This is a genomic window from Pseudomonas sp. ITEM 17296 (assembly GCF_028895205.1).
GTDB lineage: Bacteria > Pseudomonadota > Gammaproteobacteria > Pseudomonadales > Pseudomonadaceae > Aquipseudomonas > Aquipseudomonas kermanshahensis.
Map to the genome: position 1 here is coordinate 157,722 of NZ_WJRS01000004.1, position 20,413 is coordinate 178,134.

Here is a 20,413-nt window from a genome sequence, read left to right on the forward strand (position 1 = left end):
TACACAGCTGTTCGATCGAAAGCCGACTTATGTGAATAAGTCGGCTTTTTTTTGCGGCGTGAGTTTGCGCTCCTACAGGGGACGAAACTATCCACAGCGCAGCAACTGCTTGACGAAACGAGCGTCTTAGGTTTTGATTGCAACCATTATCTTTCGAAACGAAACTTAAGCGCTCATGTCGAAACGTAACACGCCTCAACGCCGCCACAACATCCTGGCCATGCTCAGTGAGCAAGGGGAGGTGAGTGTGGATGCATTGGCCAAGCGCTTCGAAACCTCGGAAGTGACCATTCGCAAAGACCTCGCCGCCCTGGAAACCAACGGCCTGTTGCTACGCCGCTATGGCGGTGCGGTACCGGTGCCGCAAGAGCTGCTCGGTGAGCCGGCCCAGCCCGTGTCTGCCTACAAGAAGGCCATTGCCCGCGCGGCGGTAGGGCGTATCCGCGAACATGCGCGGATCATCATCGACAGTGGCAGCACCACTGCCGCGATGATTCCCGAGCTGGGCCGACAGCCTGGCCTGGTGGTGATGACCAATTCCTTGAACGTGGCCCGCGCCATCAGCGATCTCGAGCATGAGCCTGTATTGCTGATGACCGGTGGTACTTGGGACCCGCACTCCGAGTCGTTCCAGGGGCAGGTTGCCGAGCAGGTGCTGCGCTCCTACGATTTCGATCAGCTGTTCATCGGTGCCGATGGCATCGACCTCAACCGGGGCACCACCACCTTCAATGAGCTGCTGGGCCTGAGCCGAGTCATGGCCGAGGTCGCCCGTGAGGTGATCGTGATGGTCGAGTCCGACAAGGTGGGGCGCAAAATCCCCAACCTTGAGCTGCCGTGGGGCAGCGTGAATACCCTCATTACTGACGAACGCCTGCCCGCAGCGGCACGCGAACAAATTCAAGCCCGCGGCATCAACCTGATTTGCGCCGCGATCAGCCAGGAGCAATGAACATGTGTGGAATCGTTGGTGCCGTAGCCGAACGTAATATCACCGCCATCCTGATCGAAGGCCTCAAGCGCCTTGAGTACCGCGGGTACGACAGTGCCGGCCTGGCGGTCTACAGCCAGCAAGGTGGGCTGGAGCGTCGCCGCCGGATTGGCAAGGTCAGCGAACTGGAAGCTGCCGTGGCCGCCGAGCCGCTCGTCGGCCAGCTGGGGATCGCACACACGCGTTGGGCTACCCACGGCGCGCCAACCGAAGGCAATGCCCACCCACACTTCTCGGGCAGTGAATTGGCGGTCGTGCACAACGGCATCATCGAGAACCACGAAGAACTGCGTGAAGAGCTCAAAGGCCTCGGCTACGTGTTCACCTCGCAGACCGATACCGAAGTCATCGTCCACCTGATCCACCACACGCTCAAGACCGTTGCAGACCTGACCGACGCGCTGAAGGCTGCGGTGAAGCGCCTGCACGGTGCTTATGGCCTGGCCCTGATCAGCGCTAAACAGCCAGACCGCCTGGTAGCTGCCCGCAGCGGCAGCCCGCTGGTGATCGGCCTGGGCCTTGGCGAGAACTTCCTGGCCTCGGACCAGCTGGCCCTGCGCCAGGTCACCGACCGTTTCATGTACCTGGAAGAAGGCGATATCGCTGAAATCCGCCGTGACCAGGTCAGCATCTGGGACCAGGCTGGCAACAAGGTCCAGCGTGAAACCGTGCAGTATCACGAAGGTGCAGAAGCGGCGGACAAAGGTAACTACCGTCACTTCATGCTCAAGGAAATCCACGAGCAGCCAAGCGTGGTCCAACGCACCCTGGAAGGCCGTCTGGGCAAAGACCACGTGCTGGTACAGGCCTTTGGCCCGAAAGCCGCCGACCTGTTCGCCAAAGTGCGCAACGTACAGATCGTTGCCTGCGGCACCAGCTACCACGCCGGCATGGTCGCCCGTTACTGGCTGGAAAGCCTGGCCGGCATCCCTTGCCAGGTCGAAGTCGCCAGCGAGTTCCGCTACCGCAAGGTGGTGGTGCAGCCCGACACCCTGTTCGTCTCGATCTCGCAATCCGGTGAGACTGCCGACACCCTGGCTGCCCTGCGCAACGCCAAGGAGCTGGGCTTCCTCGGCAGCCTGGCGATCTGCAACGTCGGCATCAGCTCGCTGGTGCGTGAATCCGACCTGACCCTGCTGACCCTGGCTGGCCCGGAAATCGGCGTTGCTTCGACCAAGGCGTTCACCACCCAGCTGGTCTCGCTGATGATGCTGACCCTGGCCCTGGGCCAGGTACGCGGCACCCTCGAAGCCGGTGTCGAAGCCGAGCTGGTTGAAGAATTGCGTCGCCTGCCGGCCCGCCTGGGCGAGGCACTGGCCATGGACGCAACTGTCGAGAAGATCGCCGAGCTGTTCGCCGACAAGCACCACACCCTGTTCCTGGGCCGCGGCGCCCAGTACCCGGTAGCGATGGAAGGCGCGCTCAAGCTCAAGGAAATCTCCTACATCCACGCCGAAGCCTACCCGGCAGGTGAGCTGAAGCACGGCCCGCTGGCACTTGTGGATAACGACATGCCAGTCGTGACTGTGGCGCCGAACAACGAACTGCTGGAGAAGCTCAAGTCCAACCTGCAGGAAGTGCGTGCCCGTGGCGGTGAGCTGGTGGTGTTTGCCGACGAGCACGCTGGCATGACCAACGGTGAAGGCACCCACGTGATCAAGGTGCCGCACATCGCTGACGCCCTCGCGCCGATCCTGTACACCATCCCGCTGCAGTTGCTGTCGTACTACGTGGCGGTGCTCAAGGGCACCGACGTTGACCAGCCGCGCAACCTGGCGAAGTCGGTGACGGTGGAATAAACCGACGGGCAACCGTTAAAAAGCACCGGCCCCGCTGTGATCAACAGCAGGAGCTGGTGCTTTTTTGCGCAGTAAAACGGTTTTTGGTATAACTTTCGGCCGGTTCAAGGGATTGAACACATTCAAACGCGCCTCAAAGGAATGACTGATGCCTGCTGTCCCCCCTTCTTACCTCGCTGCCGCCGTCGTCCTGACCGGTAGTGCCCGATTTTCCGCAAGTCAGCCCAACGCCTAGCCATCGCCTATCGGCCACGCCTGCATTAGCCCGCGAGGTTCGTATGGAACTGTCTGAAATTTCTCCAGTCAGGGTGTGCTCAAGGCCAAAGCACTTCTTCAATCATCTGTAAGGTTGTCCACATGAAAGCTCTTCGTAATTGCCTCTTCGCCGCGCTGCCTTTCGTAGCCCTTTCGGGTTGCGCGAATTTTGAGCAAACAATGCAGGAAATTCAGAAGGCGACCGCGCCAGTAGCCATCGATCAAAGCCTTGCAGAAATCTGCCGTGTCACGAAAGAAAACAAGGTTCGCGCAAACAGCCTGTACCGCGGCAAGACATTCTCCACTAACGGTGAAGTCGCCATGATCAATCAAGGGCTCGAGGCGTATCGGGTAGTGCTGAGCGTTGGCGACGTGGATATCCACGCTGAATCGACCAACACCAGCATGGTCAATGCGCTTTCCGTTGGGAAAAAATCGAATGTTTCCGGTGTCGTGACACTGGTCGACTACGACTACAAGAACTGCCACATCTCGCTCAAGAACGCGACGTTCTGAAGGTGATGCCAGGCTGCGGCGCTCTTGTTTGCAGGGCGCTGCGGCATAGCCTGCGTAGCATCCGGGCGTGCCTGTCACCATCAGTCGGCGTACCGGCAAGCCTTAGCAACCTGCTCTATAGTCACTAGCGCGGCACAGGCAATGAGCCAGGCCGTCTAGCCGATGACAGGGAGGTCGTCTGATGGCGCGCCAGGCTAATGCGCCCCTGCCAGCATGGGTGCGCGACACCTGCAGTGATCCGCTCAAATGTGCGTTATGGGCTGCCAGCCTCGTTGCTTTTATCTGGATGGCGCTCAATAACGACAGCCACCACGATCTTGAATCGTTCTGTATTTCCGGCTCGCCCTCGATGCTGACCGAGGGATGGCTGAACCTGCGCCTCTATTATTCCAGCATGGACATCGCCGTTTTCACCGGTGCGGTGGGGCTGATGCTGGTCGCGATGATGCTGCCCGCGCTGCAGGGGCCATTGGCGCATCTGTGGAGTCAATCAAGGCCCTACCATCGAGCGCCCGCTGTCGCGGCATTTCTGCTGGGGTATTTTGGCGTGTGGCTGGCGGGCAGTGCACTGCTGTTGATGATTGCGCTGTTGCTGGTTTCTTTCACCGGCTCGCAACTCGCAGCAGGATTGCTGGCGCTGATAGGGGCAGGGGGGTGGCAGTTGTGCGCGTTCAGGGCGCGTTGCCTTGTGCGCTGCCATCTGCCCGCCAGCGTCGCCAACCCATTGGCCAAGGGGGCGCTGCATGGGGTGTGGTGCTACGCCACCTGCTGGCCGTTGATGCTGATCGCATTTTGCCTGCCGTCTGTTCATCTGCCCGTGATGATTGTCGGTGCAATCATCATTGCCTATGAGCGTAGGGACCGACAGCGTTCAAGCGCCTGAGCGCAACACCCGAAGCCAGGCTTAGGATGCTGCGCCGGGGGTGGCTCAGTAGGTTTCCAGTTTGAATGGCACGTCAGCGGCTACAGCGTTGCTGCTATTGAGCAGATTGGCCCCCTCTGGCCGTTTGAGCACCGTGTCACGGGTCTGTACTTCCACTTCGATTGTGCCTTCATCAATCGCCGAGTTGTCGGCGTTGAGTGGCAGCTTGAAGGTAGCGGTGGCTTCCAGGTGGGTCTGGCAGTTCATGCAGCCTTCGACATGCCAGCGGCTGAGTATCGGCCGGGTACCCAGGTATTCGCGCTTGCCATCGACCTTGGCGTAGGCGCTGATCAGGAACGAACCGCGGATCTTGCCCCGGTTGATGCGGCTGACCCGCAAGGTCTTGCCAGCGGGTTGCACGGCCTCGGCCTTGAACAGCAACGGCTTGTTGGGTTGGGCGTAGGCGTCCAGCGAGCCTTTGCCATAGCCATAGCCCAGCTGGGTTTCGATGTTGAAGCAGTCACGGGTGGTGAAGGGGCTGCCGTCGGCCTTCACGAACGGGTCAAGCGTGGTGTCCAGGCTCAGGATGGCATTCGGGTCCAGGCCTGCTGCCCCTGCTGGCGGTTGCACGCCATCGGGCTTGTAGTAGCTGGCGCCGGGATCGGTGGCATCGATGCTGAATTCATCAGTCGCGCCTTGCCGACGCTGCCAGGTCCAGAACACATAGTCGATGAAGCAGTGGTGGAAGAAGAAGATCGGGTCCAGGCCGGCGGTCTCGTTCTCGCCCATGTCGCCGTTGGCACCCGGGATCGCCGAATTGTTGCCTTGCCCCGGGTAGTCGAAGCCGCCGACGGCCAGGTGCATGAAGTTATGCGGCTCTTCCAGGGAGACATGGTGAGTGCCCGCTGGGTCAGCCTTGTTTTTCGCGGCGGCCGACGTGGTATTGGAGAACAGGGTGTAGGTGGGCGCGTCCAGGCAGTTTTCGAAGCGGGTGAATACCTCGCCACGCCACCTGCCACCGATCTTGATCTTGCCGCTCAGCCAGGTACTGATGTTGCTATTGAGGTAGCCGATGTTCTGCTCTGGGTCTGGGAATTGCGCGTTATGGGCGTCGGTCTTCGCGCGGTCCTCATCAGTGCCCACCAAACCGGACAGCGGGTAACGCACCGTCTCGTAGCCTTCCGGCTTACTGTAGATGATCGGCGTATCCTCGACCTCGTCGGTGATGGCTTTCGGGAACACGAAGGAGCGCAGAGGGTTGTCGATCTTCTGGCCATCGAGCACGAAATATTCTTGGGTCAGCGCCGACGGGATACCGTTTTCCCGTGATGCATCGCTGCATTCATCCCAGAACGGCAAGGTCACGTCTTTGCAGCCGGGGATGCTGCGCAGCGCCTCTTCCAGGCGCCAGAGGTAGGCGCGGTGCCAGCTTGGGAACAGCACCGTCCCGTGCTGGCAGTAGCCGCCCCACCAGTTGGGGTCGGTCTTGCCCTTGTCACGGAATGGCTCGCCATGCAGGCCGCCGAGGGTGAAGAAGGAGTTTGGGTCGTTAGCGGGAAGATCCTTGATGCCCTTCCAGGCGCGGATCAGGTTCTCAAGTTCTGCTTTTTTGCCTTGGTCGTAGTCGGCCTGGATATCGCTGAGCGAACGACGTACACGCGGGGTGGATGACATGGTGAACCTCCTTGTTGCCACTGGTCCCGAAAACTCGGGGGTTTACTGCTCCATCGTCCAGCATATCCGGGTTGTAAAAATCTGCCTGGGAGGGCGCCAGACGGTTGATCTCCGTATCAACCGTGCGAGCACCGGCCCCTGTGGCCGAGGTTTTGTCAGATCTGCATCGCCATCCCTTCCACATTCATCGCCGCCTGGCGCAACGCCTCGGAGCGGGTCGGGTGCGGGTGGCAGGTGAGGGCGATGTCCTCTGCCGACGCCGAGAACTCCATGGCGACGCAGAATTCACCGATCATCTCACTGACACTCGGGCCCACCAGGTGCACGCCCAGTACCTCGTCGGTGTTGGCATCGGCGAGCACCTTGGCGAACCCTTCGGTCTCGTGGTTGATCTTGGCGCGGCTGTTGGCGGTGAAGGGGAACTTGCCCACCTTGTAGGCGCGGCCTTCGGCCTTGAGCTGTTCTTCGGTCTTGCCGACGCTGGCCAGCTCGGGGCGGGTATAAATGACACCGGGGATCAGGTTGTAGTTGACCTCATGGGCCTTGCCGGCGATGCGCTCGATGCACGACACCGCTTCATCTTCAGCCTTGTGCGCCAGCATCGGGCCTGAGGTGACATCGCCGATCACCCAGATGCCAGGCACCGAGCTGCGGTGATGATCGTTGCTCAGCATGCCGCGCTTGTCGGTCGCCAGGCCTACGCTTTCCAGGTTCAGGCCCTGGGTGTAGGGGCGGCGACCGATGGCCACCAGCACGTAGTCGGCCTGCAAAGTTTGTGCGTCGCCACCGGCGGCGGGCTCCAACGTCAGGCTGACGCCGTCGGCCGACGAGGTGGCCTGGGTGACCTTGCTGCCGAGCTTGAAGCTCATGCCTTGCTTGGCCAAGGCCTTCTGCAGGGTCTTGGCGGTTTCTTCATCGGTGCCCGGGCAGATGCGGTCGAGGTATTCGATGACAGTCACTTCGCTGCCCAGGCGGCGCCATACCGAACCCAGCTCGAGGCCGATGACGCCGGCGCCGATGACGATCAGGTGCTTGGGCACCTGGGGCAGGGACAGGGCACCGGTCGAATCGATGATGCGCTGATTGTCGATGGTCACGCCTGGCAGGGGCGTGGGCTCGGAGCCGGTGGCAATGACGATGTCCTTGGCGTGAAGGGTGCTTTCGCTGCCGTCCTCGGCCTTGACCACGACTTTGCCAACGCCATCCAGACGCCCCCAACCCTTGACCCAGTCGACCTTGTTCTTGCGGAACAGGTACTCGATGCCCTTGGTCAGGCCGGTAACGCTCTCGTCCTTCTGCTTCATCATCTGGGCGAGGTTCAAGGTGGGCTTCACTTCGATACCGAGGTGGGCGAACTCCTCGCCGCTGGCGGCCTCGTACAGCTCGGATGCATGCAGCAGGGCCTTGGACGGCATGCAGCCGACATTGAGGCAGGTGCCGCCCAAGGTCGAGCGGCCTTCCACACAGGCAACAGTCAGGCCCAGCTGGCCTGCACGGATTGCCGCGTTGTAGCCGCCAGGGCCACCGCCGATGATCACCACGTCATAGGATTTCATGGGTTCAACTCCAGGATGAAGAAGCGCGAGAGGGCACAAGGTTAGTCTGTGCGTTTAAAGTTGTATACAATCCGCGTGTCTTTCATGTCTGTTTGTTCTAGACCATCGTCGTGTAAAGCCCAAAATCGGCACCAATGAACTACCCTGATCCGGAGGCGTCCGAAATTATGAGGCGTGACGCCCCGTTACCTGAAGGGAGGGTCATTGATGCTTGCGCAACTTCCACCTGCGTTGCAGAGCCTGCACTTACCTTTGCGTCTGAAGTTGTGGGACGGCAACCAGTTCGATCTTGGGCCCAGCCCGCAAGTCACGATCCTGATCAAGGAGCCTCAACTGATCAGCCAGCTGACCCACCCGAGCTTGAACGAGCTGGGTGAGGCTTTCGTTGAAGGCAAGCTGGAGCTTGAAGGCGATATCGGCGAGGTCATTCGGGTATGCGACGAACTCAGCGAGGCGCTGCTGAGTGACGACGAGGACGCTGTTCCACAGCGTACCGCCCATGACAAACACACCGATGCCGAAGCCATTTCCTACCACTACGACCTGTCCAACGCGTTCTACCAGCTGTGGCTGGACCCGGACATGGCTTACTCCTGTGGCTACTTCCGTGAGCCAGACAACACCCTGGCCCAGGCCCAACAGGACAAGTTCGATCACCTGTGCCGCAAGTTGCGCTTGCAGGCCGGCGACTACCTGCTGGACGTCGGCTGTGGCTGGGGCGGCCTGTCACGCTTCGCCGCGCGCGAATACGGTGCCAAGGTATTCGGCATTACCTTGAGCAAGGAGCAACTCAAGCTGGGCCGTCAGCGGGTGAAGGAGGAAGGGCTGGCCGAGCAGGTCGACCTGCAGATCCTCGACTACCGTGACCTTCCCCAGGATGGGCGTTTCGACAAGGTGGTCAGTGTCGGCATGTTCGAGCACGTGGGGCATGCCAACCTGTCGTTGTATTGCCAGAAGCTGTTCGGTGCTGTGCGCGAAGGTGGCCTGGTGATGAACCATGGCATCACCGCCAAGCATGTGGATGGCCGGCCGGTAGGGCGGGGGGCAGGGGAGTTCATCGACCGTTATGTGTTCCCCCATGGCGAGCTGCCCCACCTGTCGATGATCAGTGCGAGCATCTGTGAAACAGGGCTCGAGGTGGTCGATGTAGAAAGCCTTCGCCTGCATTACGCCAAGACCTTGCACCACTGGAGCGAAAACCTGGAGAACCAACTGCACCGCGCCGCGGCCATGGTGCCCGAAAAGACCTTGCGTATCTGGCGGCTGTACCTGGCCGGCTGTGCCTATGCCTTCGAGAAGGGCTGGATCAACCTGCACCAGATTTTGGCTGTGAAGCCCTATGCCGATGGTCACCATGACCTACCTTGGACCCGCGAGGATCTTTACCGCTGAACATCCAACCTTTGTAGGAGCAGCCTTGCGCTGCGAATAGGTCGGTGCAAACACCATCGATTGAGGGTGCCTGCACCGGCCTCTTCGCAGCACAAGGCTGCTCCTACAAAGAATTGAGCTGCGCCCCAGATCTTGGGCACCCTTCCATTATCTGCCGTGATTTCCCGGGCTTGATCAAAGTCACGCAGCACCACGTTCTGGTGCACAAAGCCCGTGCACCAGATCCTGGCTGTGAAGCCCTACGCCGATGGTCACCATGACCTGCCTTGGACCCGCGAGGATCTTTACCGCTGAACATCCAACCTTTGTAGGAGCAGCCTTGCGCTGCGAAGAGGGCGGTGCAAGCACCATCGATTGCGGGTGCCTGCACCGGCCTCTTCGCAGCGTAAGGTGCTCCTACAAAGAATGAGTAAGCTTGAAACTCAACTCAAAGAATCGGCGAGATCAACCGGGCTATTGGCATCCCGAGCTGTTGCAACCGATGGGTGCTTTTGGTGCAGAAATCCCGTGCACCAGATCCTGGCTGTGAAGCCCTACGCCGATGGTCGCCATGTGACCTGCCTTGGACCCGCGAGGATCTTCACCGCTGATCGTCCAACCTTTGTAGGAGCAGCCTTGTGCTGCGAAGAGGCCGGTGCAAGCACCATCGATTGCGGGTGCCTTCACCGGCCTCTTCGCAGCGCAAGGCTGCTCCTACAAAGAATGAGTAAGCTTGAAACTCAACTCAAAGAATCGGCGAGATCAACCGGGCTATTGGCATCCCGAGCTGTTGCAACCGATGGGTGCTTTTGGTGCAGAAATCCCGTGCACCAGATCCTGGCTGTGAAGCCCTACGCCGTTGGTCGCCATGTGACCTGCCTTGGACCCGCGAGGATCTTTACCGCTGAACATCCAACCTTTGTAGGAGCAGCCTTGTGCTGCGAAGAGGCCGGTGCAAGCACCATCGATTGAGGGTGCCTGCACCGGCCTCTTCGCAGCGCAAGGCTGCTCCTACAAAGAATGAGTAAGCTTGAAACTCAACTCAAAGAATCGGCGAGATCAACCGGGCTATTCGCATCCCAAGCTGTTGCAGCCGATGGGTATCGAGGCTGTCTTCTGGGGTGATTTCCCGGGCTTGATCAAAGTCACGCAGCAGCATCTGTTCGACCTGGTCGGCGAACACGCGATCGACGGTCAGCAAGGTGATTTCGAAGTTCAGGCGGAACGAACGGTTATCCAGGTTCGCACTGCCGATCGCGCTGACCTCGTCATCCACCAGTACCACCTTCTGGTGCAGAAAGCCCGGCAAGTAACGGAACATGCGCACACCGGCACGTACCGCTTCGAAGGCAAACAGGCTGGAGGCGGCGTAGACAATCCGGTGGTCGGGCCGTGACGGAATGAGGATGCGCACATCCACACCGCGCAGAACCGCCAGGCGCAACGCGGCAAAAACGGCCTCGTCCGGGATGAAGTAGGGGCTGGTGATCCACACCCGGCGTGTCGCCGAATGGATCGCTTCGAGGAAGAACAGCGAGCAGGTTTCCTGCGGGTCTGCCGGGCCGCTGGCGAGGGCTTGGCACAGTACGCCGTTCTCCGGGTAGGTGTCGGGCAGGATCAACGGCGGCAGCTGGCGCGTCGCCCAGTACCAGTCTTCGGCGAACGACTCCTGCAAACAGGCCAGTACCGGGCCACCGATCTGCACATGGGTATCGCGCCAGGGCGACAGTTGCGGGTGCTCACCCAAGTACTCGTCACCCACGTTGTGCCCGCCGACGAAACCCGTCAGGCCATCCACCACGACGATCTTGCGGTGGTTGCGGAAGTTGACCTGAAAGCGGTTGAACCAACCGCGGCGTGTAGCGAAGGCATGAATCTCCACGCCACCGTCACGCAGTACCTGGCTGTAGCTGGCTGGCAAGGCATGGCTGCCGACGCGGTCATACAGCACGAAAACCTTCACGCCTTCAGCCGCTTTGCGCAACAGCAACTGCTGCAGTGCCTTGCCCAAGGTGTCGTCGTGGATGATGAAGAACTGTACCAGCACCACGTCGCGGGCTTGATGGATGGCGGCGAAGATGGCATCGAAAGTCGCCTTGCCGTCGATCAACAGCTTTACCTGGTTGTTCGCAAGGCAAGGCATGCGCCCAAGTTTGGGCATGGCGCGCAGGGCGGCATAGCTTTCCGACTCGCGGGCGGTGAGGGCCTCTTCTACCCAGGGGCGCCAGTTCAGGTTGGCCATGGCCACATGCATTTCCTGGTTGGCCTGGCGCCGTGCCTTGATGTAGGCGTAGAAGGAGCGGGCACCGAAGATCAGGTAGGGGATGAGCGTCAGGTAGGGAATGAAGACCAGGGGCATGGCCCAGGCAATCGCACCTTGTGCGGTGCGCACGGTGAACACTGCATGCAGTGCGGCGACGATGCCCAACAGGTGAATCAGGCCGAGCACATAACCGAAGAAGTAGGGGCTGTGGTAATCCATATGCATCCTGCTTGCCGAGTACACTGTGGGTAACAGAACACGTTCCAGGTGCGGCTTGCAACCTGCAGCTGGATTTGGCGTCTAAGCCTCAGCCCGGCCCGTTGGCCGGTTTTTTCCAGGAGCGTTCGTCCATGAAGATTCGTCTGCCACTGTTGGCGTTGGCCCTTGGCCTGAGCAGCCCATTGGTGCATGCACAGATGTTGCAGCCCGGCTTGTGGGAGCTGACCACCAGCAACATGCAGGTCGATGGCAAGCCGTTACCCGACATGGAGTTCATGCTCGGCCAGTTGAAAAACCTGCCGCCAGAGCAGCGCGCCATGATGGAAGGGGTGCTGGCAAAACAGGGTGTGACAGTGGGGGGCAAGGGCGTGCGCTCGTGCCTGACGCAAGAGCAGGTGGCAACCAACGATATCCCGCTGCAAGACCCGAAGTCGGGTTGCACGCAGAAGATTACCGACCGCACCGGTAATGTCTGGAAGTTCCAGTTCAGCTGCCCCAAGGCTCAGGGCACTGGGCAGGCTACCTTCCTCAGTGACAAGGAATTCACCACCCAGGTCAGTGGTACGTTCAACGCATCGGGCGTGCAGCAGCAAGGCAGCATGAACACCCGAGCCGTCTGGTTGGGCAATGATTGTGGCGCGGTCAAACCGCGCACGTGAGGTCCCATTGCCATTGGCTGGTGGCGACTGCGTCGTGAGCATGCAGGCTCTCTGCATGTTCCACGCGCAGCTTGAAGGCCGTGGCCCATTCTATTTGTCGCAACGATTGATGCAGTCGCCGAGCGGCGTCTTCGCAGAACATGAGGTTCTGCCCGTTGGCCAACGCGAACGCCTGTTCGTCCGCGCGCTTAACCGCCGTTTGCACAGCCGTACCCAAACTGGCCTCGACACGGTCGATCAACTCGGTAATCGGCAGCGCTAGCAAATTACGCTTCAGGCGCACGTGAATTTTTGCGCTACTGCGTTGGCTATGGGGCGTCGCAACGATGCCCTGGCTGCTGCCCAGCCACTCCAGCACGCTGTCTTTATCCAACTGCCCCTGTGCAAAGTCCGCCTGAAACTGCTGCTGAATCAGCTGCCTTGCGAGTGCTGCCGAGCACGGGCACGTCGATGAGTAAGGCACAGAAACAAATAGTTCCACGTGGAACACTTCACTTTCGATGCGGGCATCGAGGGTAATCGGATAGCTTTTCCAACCGGCCAATGGGCTGATCAGAGCTGGCCGTTTCAACAGGTGCTCGAAGGTTAGGCGCAGATAGGCAGCGGAAGAGAGCCCTTCATGGCTGCTCAGAAAATCTGCCAGTAGCTGACGAATCGCTAAGGGAGTGAGTGGTTGATGCTCCAGTGATTCCAATGCCAAGTACAGGCGCGACATGTGGATACCACGTGTGCTGCCGTCCACCAGGCTCACGCCCGCGTCGACAGTGGCAGCGGCTATGCGACCTTCGAATTGCACAGGCACAGCGATCCCGCACATACCTACCCAGTCGAGGGGCAATGCGTACTGTTGAGCTTGTGCGGCGATGTCGGGAAGCGTGAGCTGGGTCATGTGTCATTCCAAATGAAAAGATTTCAGCGGCAACCGCCGATCAAACTGCAGTGCAGGTTGAAGCGCTGCCCACTGGAGCTGGACACCCGGTTCAACGTGGTCCAGCCGATACGGCGGCTATAGCCCACCCAAGCCTCACCGTCGCTGGCCAGGCCGGTGTAGAAGGTCAACCCACCATAGCGGCTGTTGGTTTGCGCCCATGAACGGCGGCTCACGTGCTCATAGCCACGCAGATAGAACGTGCTGCCTTCAGTGCGCACACTGTAGTAACTGCCCTTGCCATCCTGGCAGGCCAACAAGGTCGCGCTGCGGGTACACAGTGCCAACGGGTTGCTCTGTGGCATGGCTAGCAACGTTGCGGGCATGGCCAGCAACAGCATCAGCACAGCGCGTGGAGGCTTCATTTTTCATCTCCGGCGATCACTCTTCCGACGAGAACAGCTTGGCGAAATTGTATTGTTACTTTATAACATTATGCAATGCATCGTTTCGAATGCGTCTGCCTGAAGAGGTTTCGCCATGCCCAACCGTCTCCCCGTTACCGTGCTGTCCGGCTTTCTTGGCGCCGGCAAGAGCACCTTGCTCAACCATGTACTGCGTAACCGCGACAACCTGCGCGTCGCGGTGATCGTCAATGACATGAGTGAAATCAACATCGATGCCAGCGAGGTGCAACGCAACGTCAGCCTGAACCGCGCAGAAGAAAAACTCGTCGAGATGAGCAACGGATGCATCTGCTGCACGCTGCGCGAAGACCTGCTTGAGGAAGTGGCGCGGTTAGCCGAAGAAGGGCGCTTCGATTACTTGCTTATTGAGTCCACCGGCATATCCGAGCCGCTACCGGTGGCCGAGACGTTCACCTTTCGCGATGAGCAGGGCCGCAGCCTGTCCGACATGGCCCGGCTGGACACCATGGTCACGGTGGTCGATGGCCTCAACTTCATGCGCGACTACCAGGCAGCGGACAGCCTGGCCAGCCGTGGCGAGACCCTGGGTGATGACGATGAGCGTTCGATCAGCGACCTGCTGATCGAGCAGGTCGAGTTCGCCGACGTGTTGCTGTTGAGCAAGATCGACTTGATCAGCCAGCACGAACGTGAAGAGCTCACGGCCATTTTGCGCAGCCTCAACGCCAGGGCGCAGATTGTGCCCATGGTGATGGGGGAGGTACCGCTAGCGCGCATCCTCGACACGGGCCTGTTCGACTTCGACCAGGCCGCACAAGCCCCCGGCTGGCTGCAGGAGTTGCGTGGCGAGCATGTGCCGGAAACCGAAGAGTACGGCATCGCCGCCAGCACCTGGCAGGCGAGGCGACCACTTCATCCACAGCGCTTTTTCGACTTTATCCACAAGCCCTGGAGCAACGGCAGGCTGCTGCGTTCGAAGGGTTTTTTCTGGCTGGCCAGCAAGTATCAGGAGGCCGGTAGCTGGTCTCAGGCAGGGGGCATGATGCGCCATGGCATGGCCGGTCGCTGGTGGCGATTCGTACCGCGTGAACAGTGGCCGCAGGATGTGGATAACGCCGAGGCGATACTGAAATACTGGACTGAGGAGGCGGGTGACTGCCGCCAGGAGTTGGTGTTCATCGGGCAGAATATCGACTTCGAAAAGTTATCCACAGAGCTTGAAAGCTGCCTGTTGACGGATGCAGAAATGGAATTGGGCCCGATGGGTTGGTTGCGTCTGCCCGATCCATTCGGCCCTTGGCATGAAGAGGCAGCAGCATGAACCTCGCGCGTAGCCCTGTGGATATCTTTCAGGTGTTCGGTGATTCGCCCCAGGTGCTGACCGAGGTTCTGCAGGACGGCGTGAACCTGGCGGTATGGCGTCGGCGCTTGCCGGCCCAGCTGGAGGATTTTGCACAGCTGGTTATCAGCCTCGGCCAACCCTTGGCTGACCAGCGCGTAATCGATGTGGACGAGCAGCAGATGCCGGCGTTGACCGGCCTGTTGCGCGAAGCTGCCGACCTGCAAGGCTATGAAAGCTTCGTCGCCGATGTCAGCTGGCTGGTGGCTGCCTATACCTGCCTGCTCGGCGCGCGCCGAGTGGGCCTGCGCCTGCGTGTGCTGCAAGGGCCGATGTGCCCGCGCTTCCATGTGGACCACGTGCCGGTGCGCTTGCTTACCAGCTATGCAGGCGCCGGTAGCGAGTGGCTGAAAGAAGGCGCTGTGGATCGGCGCGAACTACACCAGGCCGTGCCACCTGTGGATAACATTCAGTGCCTGCAGGCAGGCGAAGTGGCCGTGCTGAAAGGCGAAAAGTGGCAGGGCGACGAGGGCGCTGGGTTGGTTCATCGCTCCCCCTCCGGGCGCCAAGGGCGCTTGTTGCTCAGCCTTGACTGGCTGGCGTGACGGCGCATAGTGAGGCGAACCTCCAGCCTGAAGCCATGCCATGTTGCAGAACATCCCTACCCACGTGATTGCCGGCCCACTGGGCGCCGGCAAGACCACGCTCATCCGTCATTTGCTGGCCCAACGCCCCGCCGGTGAGCGTTGGGCCGTGTTGATCAATGAGTTCGGCCTGGTGGGGCTCGATGCCGCCTTGCTAAGCCGCGACGAGGACGGCATCGCCATCGGTGAAGTCGCTGGGGGCTGCCTGTGCTGCGTCAATGGCATGCCGTTCCAGGTGGGTTTGGGCCGGCTGCTGCGCAAGGCCCGACCTGATCGATTGTTCATCGAGCCCTCCGGCCTAGGCCATCCGTTGCAGTTGCTCGCTCAACTTCAGCAAGCACCTTGGGTTGGAGTGCTGACAATCCAGCCACTTCTCATGGTTGTGGATGCTCAGAAAATGCTCCGCGACGAGCCGCTTCCAGAGGCTCAACTGCACGCTTTCGAGGCCTGCAAGACAGTGGTTTTCAACAAATCCGAGGCTGTGGATGAATATCATAGGTTGTTGATAACTAAGAAATTTCCACAAAAAGATATGCTTTGGACAAGCCAGGGGATGCTGCCCATTTCGCGGCTTCCGATTTCATCCACAGGGGCTATTTCGCCGCCAGATGTGGATAACAGGATTGTCGACAATCTGGGAAATACGCCTGCAACCCTATGGAATAAGCCCAATGAGCCAATCTGCAGTGCGCAGCAAGGGGAAGGAGGTTGGAGTATTGGCTGGCGCTGGCATCCCAGCCAGCAATTTTATCCACAACGCGTATTAGCGTTTTTGCACGCCTGGCCGTGGCGCCGTGCCAAGGGAGTTATCCACACAGGGCAAGGCTGGCAGTCTTTCAATGGGCTGGATGGGGTGCTGCCGGACTGGCAGCCGAGCGACTGGCGCAGGGATACGCGCATCGAGCTGATTTTTGATCACGCTCAACCGCAGCCGGCCCTGGTGGCCGGCTTGAAGGAATGCCTTATGCGTTGATCAGCGCCAGCGGTTGTGCTCTTGGCGCCACTGCTGCATCTCGATCACATTGTCAGTGCGCGGTGGCGTCTTGATTTCGAACGGGTAGGGCGCCAGTTCGATCTGCACGCTGTGGGCGCCGAACTGGGTGACGGTGCCGGGGTGACGCTGCTCACCCGTCACGGTGAACTCGAAGGCATAGATGCGCGCCAGGCGCTTTTTGCCGTTGGCGTCACGGACAAAGGCGATACGCTTGAGCGCAACGGCATCGTCGAGCAGTTCGAGGTCGAGCTTGGCGCAATGCTGCTTGACCCGCTCCAAGGCTTTCTCGCGCAACCCATGGTTGTGCCACAACCAAGCGCCTGCCGTGGCGACCAGCATCAGGACGAAGAGATTCTCCAGGGTCAACATTTGCGTATGCTCCAAACAGGTCGAACCAGCTTAACTGCGTCCCTGGCCTGTCGTACAGGTGGCAATCGAGTTCATACTGCGCTGCGCACAATCCTTGAAACAGCTTTGGAAATCTCCCGCATGAAACGTACCCCGCACCTGCTCGCCATCCAGTCACATGTGGTGTTCGGCCACGCCGGCAACAGCGCCGCGGTGTTTCCCATGCAGCGTATTGGGGTCAATGTCTGGCCGCTCAATACCGTGCAGTTTTCCAATCATACTCAGTATGGCCAGTGGGCAGGCGACGTGCTTGCTCCAGCGCAAATTCCTGCGTTGGTGGAAGGCATTTCCAACATCGGCGAGCTGGGCCACTGCGATGCGGTGCTTTCTGGCTACCTGGGCAGTGCCGAACAGGGGCGGGCGATCCTGGCGGGGGTCGAGCGCATCAAGGGCGTGAACCCCAAAGCGCTGTACCTGTGCGACCCGGTCATGGGCCACCCCGAGAAAGACTGCATCGTGCCGCAGGAAGTGAGCGAGTTTCTGCTTGAAGAAGCGGCCGCCCGGGCCGACATCCTTTGCCCTAATCAGCTGGAGCTGGACAGTTTTTGTGGCCGCCGTGCGCAGTCGCTGGAAGATTGCGTGCAGATGGCGCGCAGCCTGCTCGCGCGTGGGCCGAAAGTAGTGCTGGTGAAGCACCTGGCGTATCCCGGGCGCGCCGAGGACCAGTTCGAGATGCTGTTGGTGACCGCCGAAGACAGCTGGCACCTGCGCCGCCCGCTGCTGGCTTTCCCGCGTCAGCCGGTGGGCGTGGGCGACCTGACGTCCGGCCTGTTCCTGGCCCGTGTGCTGCTTGGCGACACGTGGCTGCAGGCATTCGAGTTCACGGCCTCGGCAGTGCATGAAGTGCTGCTCGAAACCCAAGCCTGTGCCAGCTACGAACTGCAGCTGGTGCGGGCCCAGGATCGTATCGCCCACCCGCGCGTGCGCTTCGAGGCGCAGCGCCTGGCGCTTTAAACGGCGTCGGTCTTGAGGTCCTGGTAGCGTTTTTCCAGCTCCTGGCGGATTTGCCGGCGTTGTTGGCCCTGCAGGAACCGGCGCTTCTCCTCGCTGCTGTGCGGTTGGCGCGGCGGCACCGCTACCGGGCGGCGGTTGTCATCGACCGCCACCATGGTGAAGAAGCAGCTGTTGGAGTGGCGCACCGAGCGTTCCCGGATGTTTTCGGTCACCACCTTGATGCCCACCTCCATCGAGGTGTTGCCGGTGTAGTTGACCGATGCGAGGAACGTCACCAGTTCACCCACGTGCACGGGTTCACGGAAGATCACCTGGTCGACCGACAGGGTCACCACGTAGCTGCCGGCGTAGCGGCTTGCACAGGCATAGGCGACTTCGTCCAGGTATTTGAGCAAGGTGCCGCCATGCACGTTGCCGGAGAAGTTGGCCATGTCCGGGGTCATCAGGACGGTCATGCTCAGCTGGGCGTTTCCAGGTTCCATAGTGTGCTCACGGTGAGGTTGCGCTGAATCGGGGCGGGTATCTGCTGACACGTTCTGTTTCCCCTCTTTGAGTTTGCCTGCCTGGTACGGGACGTTGGCTGATGCGCCATGGTCACGCTGATCACGCCATCGGCGGCGGTTTACCTGCCGATCTGTTTCTACATATTGCACCGGCGTTATGCGGCGGGGTGCGATGTTAACCTGAGTACGCCCATGCAACATGGGCTTTCCTGCATTCAATACAGTATGTACTTGCTGCTCGCTCGGTTTGCCTTGGCAGAGGAGCGGTCTGCCCGGGCATTCGATAAAAGGAGTATCGCGCCATGCATGCCATCAGCTTCATCCAGGACCTGGCAGTGATCATGCTGGTTGCCGGGGTGGTCACGATTCTCTTCCACCGCCTCAAGCAACCCGTCGTGTTGGGCTATATCGTCGCCGGCTTCATCATCGGCCCACACACACCGCCGTTTGGCCTGATCCACGATGAAGACACCATCAAGACCCTCGCCGAGCTCGGGGTGATCTTCCTGATGTTCTGCTTGGGGCTCGAGTTCAGCCTGCGCAAGCTGTTCAAGGTCGGCGCCACAGCGTTTATCGCGGCGTTCCTGGAAATCGTGCTGATGATCTGGATCGGGTTCGAGATCGGTCGCTGGTTCGGTTGGAACACCATGGATTCGTTGTTCCTCGGCGCAATCCTGGCGATCTCCTCGACCACCATCATCGTCAAGGCGCTCAACGACCTGAAGATGAAGAACGAGCGCTTCGCTCAACTGATATTCGGCGTGCTGATCGTCGAGGATATCCTCGGTATCGGCATCATCGCCTTGCTCTCGGGCATCGCCGTCAGCGGCACGGTCAGCTCTGGCGAGGTGTTTTCCACGGTCGGCAAGCTGTCGCTGTTCATGATTGTCGCGCTGGTCATCGGCATCTTGCTGGTGCCACGGCTGTTGGCCTATGTGGCGAAATTCGAAAGCAACGAGATGTTGCTGATTACCGTGTTGGGCCTGTGTTTCGGGTTCTGCCTGCTGGTGGTGAAGCTGGAATACAGCATGGTCCTGGGCGCCTTCCTGATTGGCGCGATCATGGCCGAGTCGCGCCAGCTGCTGAAGATCGAGCAATTGATCGAGCCGGTACGTGATCTGTTCAGCGCCATTTTCTTTGTCGCCATCGGCCTGATGATCGACCCTCAGGTACTGATCGACTACGCCTGGCCGATCGTGGTCATCACCTTGGCGGTAGTACTTGGCAAGATGCTGTCCTGTGGCATGGGGGCGTTTATCGCGGGCAATGATGGCCGCACTTCGTTGCGTGTCGGCATGGGGCTTTCGCAGATCGGCGAGTTCTCGTTCATCATCGCCGCGCTGGGCATGACCCTGCAGGTCACCAGCGATTTCCTTTATCCGGTGGCGGTTGCTGTTTCGGCCATTACCACACTGCTGACGCCTTATCTGATCCGTGCGGCCGACCCCCTGTCATTGAAGCTGGGTAAGGTGGTGCCGAGCCGTCTGGCGCGTGTGCTGTCGCTGTATGGCGAATGGTTGCGCAACATTCAGCCGCAAGGTGAGGGTGCCATGTTGGCAGCCATGATCCGCCGCATCCTGTTGCAGGTTGGCGTTAACCTGGCGCTGGTGATTGCCATCTTCTTCAGCGGTGGTTACTTCGCTGGGCGCATTGGCAACTGGCTCAGTGAGTGGTTCACCGATGTCAGCCAGCAAAAGGCGATGATCTGGGGGGCGGCATTGCTGCTGTCGCTGCCGTTCCTGATTGCGGCCTATCGCAAGCTCAAGGCGCTGTCGATGCTACTGGCGGAAATGGGCGTTAAGCCTGAAATGGCGGGGCGTCACACCCAGCGTGTGCGGCGTGTGATTGCCGAGGTGATCCCGCTGCTGTCGCTGCTGGTGATCTTCCTGCTGTTGTCGGCGCTGTCGGCGAGCATCCTGCCTACCAGTGAACTGCTATTGGTCATTGCGGTGGTGGCGGCAGTGGTGGTGGCTTTGCTGTGGCGTTGGTTTATCCGCGTGCACACGCGCATGCAGATTGCCTTGCTGGAGACGCTGGAGAACAGCCGCGAGAATTCGCACTGAGGAGGTAATGCTCCCTGCGCAAGATTTCACCGTCGTCCGAGGGGATG

18 protein-coding genes are annotated in these 20,413 nt (G+C 60.2%); 11 read left to right on the forward strand and 7 right to left on the reverse strand.

Features of this window, described 5'->3' with window-relative positions; translation table 11 throughout:
- The first annotated feature begins 175 nt into the window (after positions 1-175).
- The 4 genes from GIB19_RS06735 (at position 176) to GIB19_RS06750 (ending at position 4,444) form a co-directional block, all read left to right on the forward strand.
- The gene (locus tag GIB19_RS06735; RefSeq protein ID WP_027592080.1) at positions 176-952 is read left to right on the forward strand and encodes a DeoR/GlpR family DNA-binding transcription regulator; all 777 of its coding nucleotides are present in this window, start codon (positions 176-178) and stop codon (positions 950-952) included.
- A gap of 2 nt (positions 953-954) precedes the next feature.
- Complete coding sequence (gene glmS, locus GIB19_RS06740) at positions 955-2,790, forward strand: glutamine--fructose-6-phosphate transaminase (isomerizing) (protein ID WP_085272141.1); 1,836 nt, start codon at positions 955-957, stop codon at positions 2,788-2,790.
- A gap of 357 nt (positions 2,791-3,147) precedes the next feature.
- Entirely contained in the window at positions 3,148-3,561 is a 414-nt protein-coding gene (locus tag GIB19_RS06745) for a hypothetical protein (RefSeq protein WP_081717437.1), read from the forward strand.
- A gap of 181 nt (positions 3,562-3,742) precedes the next feature.
- Positions 3,743-4,444 (forward strand): copper chaperone, encoded by a 702-nt coding sequence (locus GIB19_RS06750; protein ID WP_274884814.1) that lies wholly within the window; start codon positions 3,743-3,745, stop codon positions 4,442-4,444.
- A gap of 45 nt (positions 4,445-4,489) precedes the next feature.
- Here GIB19_RS06750 and GIB19_RS06755 read toward each other — a convergent pair whose 3' ends face one another.
- Both GIB19_RS06755 and lpdA read right to left on the reverse strand, forming a co-directional pair.
- Positions 4,490-6,097 (reverse strand): tyrosinase family protein, encoded by a 1,608-nt coding sequence (locus GIB19_RS06755; RefSeq protein ID WP_027592083.1) that lies wholly within the window; start codon positions 6,095-6,097, stop codon positions 4,490-4,492.
- Positions 6,098-6,252: 155 nt separating this feature from the next.
- Positions 6,253-7,653 carry a dihydrolipoyl dehydrogenase gene (gene lpdA / locus GIB19_RS06760; RefSeq protein WP_085272144.1) on the reverse strand — a complete coding sequence of 467 codons (1,401 nt, stop codon included), beginning with the start codon at positions 7,651-7,653 and terminating at the stop codon, positions 6,253-6,255.
- A gap of 207 nt (positions 7,654-7,860) precedes the next feature.
- On the opposite strand from lpdA, the gene cfaB reads away from it, so the two are divergent.
- Entirely contained in the window at positions 7,861-9,045 is a 1,185-nt protein-coding gene (gene cfaB / locus GIB19_RS06765; protein ID WP_274884815.1) for a C17 cyclopropane fatty acid synthase CfaB, read from the forward strand.
- Between the two features lie 1,021 nt (positions 9,046-10,066).
- Here the strand turns inward: cfaB and cls are convergent.
- Positions 10,067-11,506 (reverse strand): cardiolipin synthase, encoded by a 1,440-nt coding sequence (gene cls / locus GIB19_RS06770; protein WP_274884816.1) that lies wholly within the window; start codon positions 11,504-11,506, stop codon positions 10,067-10,069.
- Positions 11,507-11,637: 131 nt separating this feature from the next.
- Here cls and GIB19_RS06775 point away from each other — a divergent pair, with 131 nt between their 5' ends.
- Positions 11,638-12,165: a DUF3617 domain-containing protein gene (locus GIB19_RS06775; protein ID WP_099430837.1), complete on the forward strand. Its 528-nt coding sequence runs from the start codon at positions 11,638-11,640 to the stop codon at positions 12,163-12,165.
- On the opposite strand, the gene folE2 is transcribed toward GIB19_RS06775, so the two are convergent.
- Positions 12,149-13,054 carry a GTP cyclohydrolase FolE2 gene (gene folE2, locus GIB19_RS06780; protein WP_274884817.1) on the reverse strand — a complete coding sequence of 302 codons (906 nt, stop codon included), beginning with the start codon at positions 13,052-13,054 and terminating at the stop codon, positions 12,149-12,151. The two genes, GIB19_RS06775 and folE2, sit on opposite strands and share 17 nt — an antisense overlap.
- 23 nt (positions 13,055-13,077) lie before the next feature.
- A complete protein-coding gene (locus tag GIB19_RS06785) occupies positions 13,078-13,458 on the reverse strand; it encodes a glutamine synthetase (RefSeq protein WP_186679328.1) in 381 nt (126 codons plus the stop codon).
- Between the two features lie 115 nt (positions 13,459-13,573).
- Here GIB19_RS06785 and zigA point away from each other — a divergent pair, with 115 nt between their 5' ends.
- The 3 genes from zigA to GIB19_RS06800 are packed head-to-tail and all read left to right on the forward strand — an operon-like array spanning position 13,574 to position 16,417.
- Complete coding sequence (gene zigA / locus GIB19_RS06790; RefSeq protein ID WP_274884818.1) at positions 13,574-14,782, forward strand: zinc metallochaperone GTPase ZigA; 1,209 nt, start codon at positions 13,574-13,576, stop codon at positions 14,780-14,782.
- Entirely contained in the window at positions 14,779-15,405 is a 627-nt protein-coding gene (locus tag GIB19_RS06795) for a DUF1826 domain-containing protein (protein WP_274884819.1), read from the forward strand. Before zigA ends, GIB19_RS06795 begins: the two co-directional genes overlap by 4 nt.
- A gap of 40 nt (positions 15,406-15,445) precedes the next feature.
- Positions 15,446-16,417, forward strand: coding sequence for a CobW family GTP-binding protein (locus GIB19_RS06800; protein WP_099430832.1), 972 nt, complete (start codon positions 15,446-15,448; stop codon positions 16,415-16,417).
- Here GIB19_RS06800 and GIB19_RS06805 read toward each other — a convergent pair whose 3' ends face one another.
- The gene (locus GIB19_RS06805; protein ID WP_027592093.1) at positions 16,418-16,807 is read right to left on the reverse strand and encodes a DUF3301 domain-containing protein; all 390 of its coding nucleotides are present in this window, start codon (positions 16,805-16,807) and stop codon (positions 16,418-16,420) included.
- Between the two features lie 120 nt (positions 16,808-16,927).
- Between GIB19_RS06805 and pdxY the strand changes: the two genes are divergently transcribed.
- Positions 16,928-17,800 (forward strand): pyridoxal kinase PdxY, encoded by an 873-nt coding sequence (gene pdxY, locus GIB19_RS06810; RefSeq protein ID WP_274884820.1) that lies wholly within the window; start codon positions 16,928-16,930, stop codon positions 17,798-17,800.
- Here pdxY and GIB19_RS06815 read toward each other — a convergent pair.
- A complete protein-coding gene (locus GIB19_RS06815; protein WP_027592095.1) occupies positions 17,797-18,282 on the reverse strand; it encodes an acyl-CoA thioesterase in 486 nt (161 codons plus the stop codon). The genes pdxY and GIB19_RS06815 overlap by 4 nt on opposite strands.
- 323 nt (positions 18,283-18,605) lie before the next feature.
- Between GIB19_RS06815 and GIB19_RS06820 the strand changes: the two genes are divergently transcribed.
- A complete protein-coding gene (locus GIB19_RS06820) occupies positions 18,606-20,366 on the forward strand; it encodes a cation:proton antiporter (RefSeq protein WP_099430831.1) in 1,761 nt (586 codons plus the stop codon).
- The last annotated feature ends 47 nt before the right edge of the window (positions 20,367-20,413 follow it).

What these genes read in the sequence shown, in the direction of transcription:
- GIB19_RS06820 (WP_099430831.1), top strand. Translation starts at nt 18,606, where the DNA reads ATGCATGCCATCAGCTTCATCCAGGACCTGGCAGTGATCATGCTGGTT.
- glmS (WP_085272141.1), top strand. Translation starts at nt 955, where the DNA reads ATGTGTGGAATCGTTGGTGCCGTAGCCGAACGTAATATCACCGCCATC.
- GIB19_RS06775 (WP_099430837.1), top strand. Translation starts at nt 11,638, where the DNA reads ATGAAGATTCGTCTGCCACTGTTGGCGTTGGCCCTTGGCCTGAGCAGC.
- GIB19_RS06815 (WP_027592095.1), bottom strand. Translation starts at nt 18,282, where the DNA reads ATGGAACCTGGAAACGCCCAGCTGAGCATGACCGTCCTGATGACCCCG.
- GIB19_RS06745 (WP_081717437.1), top strand. Translation starts at nt 3,148, where the DNA reads ATGAAAGCTCTTCGTAATTGCCTCTTCGCCGCGCTGCCTTTCGTAGCC.
- GIB19_RS06800 (WP_099430832.1), top strand. Translation starts at nt 15,446, where the DNA reads ATGTTGCAGAACATCCCTACCCACGTGATTGCCGGCCCACTGGGCGCC.
- GIB19_RS06785 (WP_186679328.1), bottom strand. Translation starts at nt 13,458, where the DNA reads ATGAAGCCTCCACGCGCTGTGCTGATGCTGTTGCTGGCCATGCCCGCA.
- GIB19_RS06795 (WP_274884819.1), top strand. Translation starts at nt 14,779, where the DNA reads ATGAACCTCGCGCGTAGCCCTGTGGATATCTTTCAGGTGTTCGGTGAT.
- GIB19_RS06750 (WP_274884814.1), top strand. Translation starts at nt 3,743, where the DNA reads ATGGCGCGCCAGGCTAATGCGCCCCTGCCAGCATGGGTGCGCGACACC.
- GIB19_RS06755 (WP_027592083.1), bottom strand. Translation starts at nt 6,097, where the DNA reads ATGTCATCCACCCCGCGTGTACGTCGTTCGCTCAGCGATATCCAGGCC.
- cls (WP_274884816.1), bottom strand. Translation starts at nt 11,506, where the DNA reads ATGGATTACCACAGCCCCTACTTCTTCGGTTATGTGCTCGGCCTGATT.
- cfaB (WP_274884815.1), top strand. Translation starts at nt 7,861, where the DNA reads ATGCTTGCGCAACTTCCACCTGCGTTGCAGAGCCTGCACTTACCTTTG.
- zigA (WP_274884818.1), top strand. Translation starts at nt 13,574, where the DNA reads ATGCCCAACCGTCTCCCCGTTACCGTGCTGTCCGGCTTTCTTGGCGCC.
- GIB19_RS06805 (WP_027592093.1), bottom strand. Translation starts at nt 16,807, where the DNA reads ATGTTGACCCTGGAGAATCTCTTCGTCCTGATGCTGGTCGCCACGGCA.
- GIB19_RS06735 (WP_027592080.1), top strand. Translation starts at nt 176, where the DNA reads ATGTCGAAACGTAACACGCCTCAACGCCGCCACAACATCCTGGCCATG.
- lpdA (WP_085272144.1), bottom strand. Translation starts at nt 7,653, where the DNA reads ATGAAATCCTATGACGTGGTGATCATCGGCGGTGGCCCTGGCGGCTAC.
- folE2 (WP_274884817.1), bottom strand. Translation starts at nt 13,054, where the DNA reads ATGACCCAGCTCACGCTTCCCGACATCGCCGCACAAGCTCAACAGTAC.
- pdxY (WP_274884820.1), top strand. Translation starts at nt 16,928, where the DNA reads ATGAAACGTACCCCGCACCTGCTCGCCATCCAGTCACATGTGGTGTTC.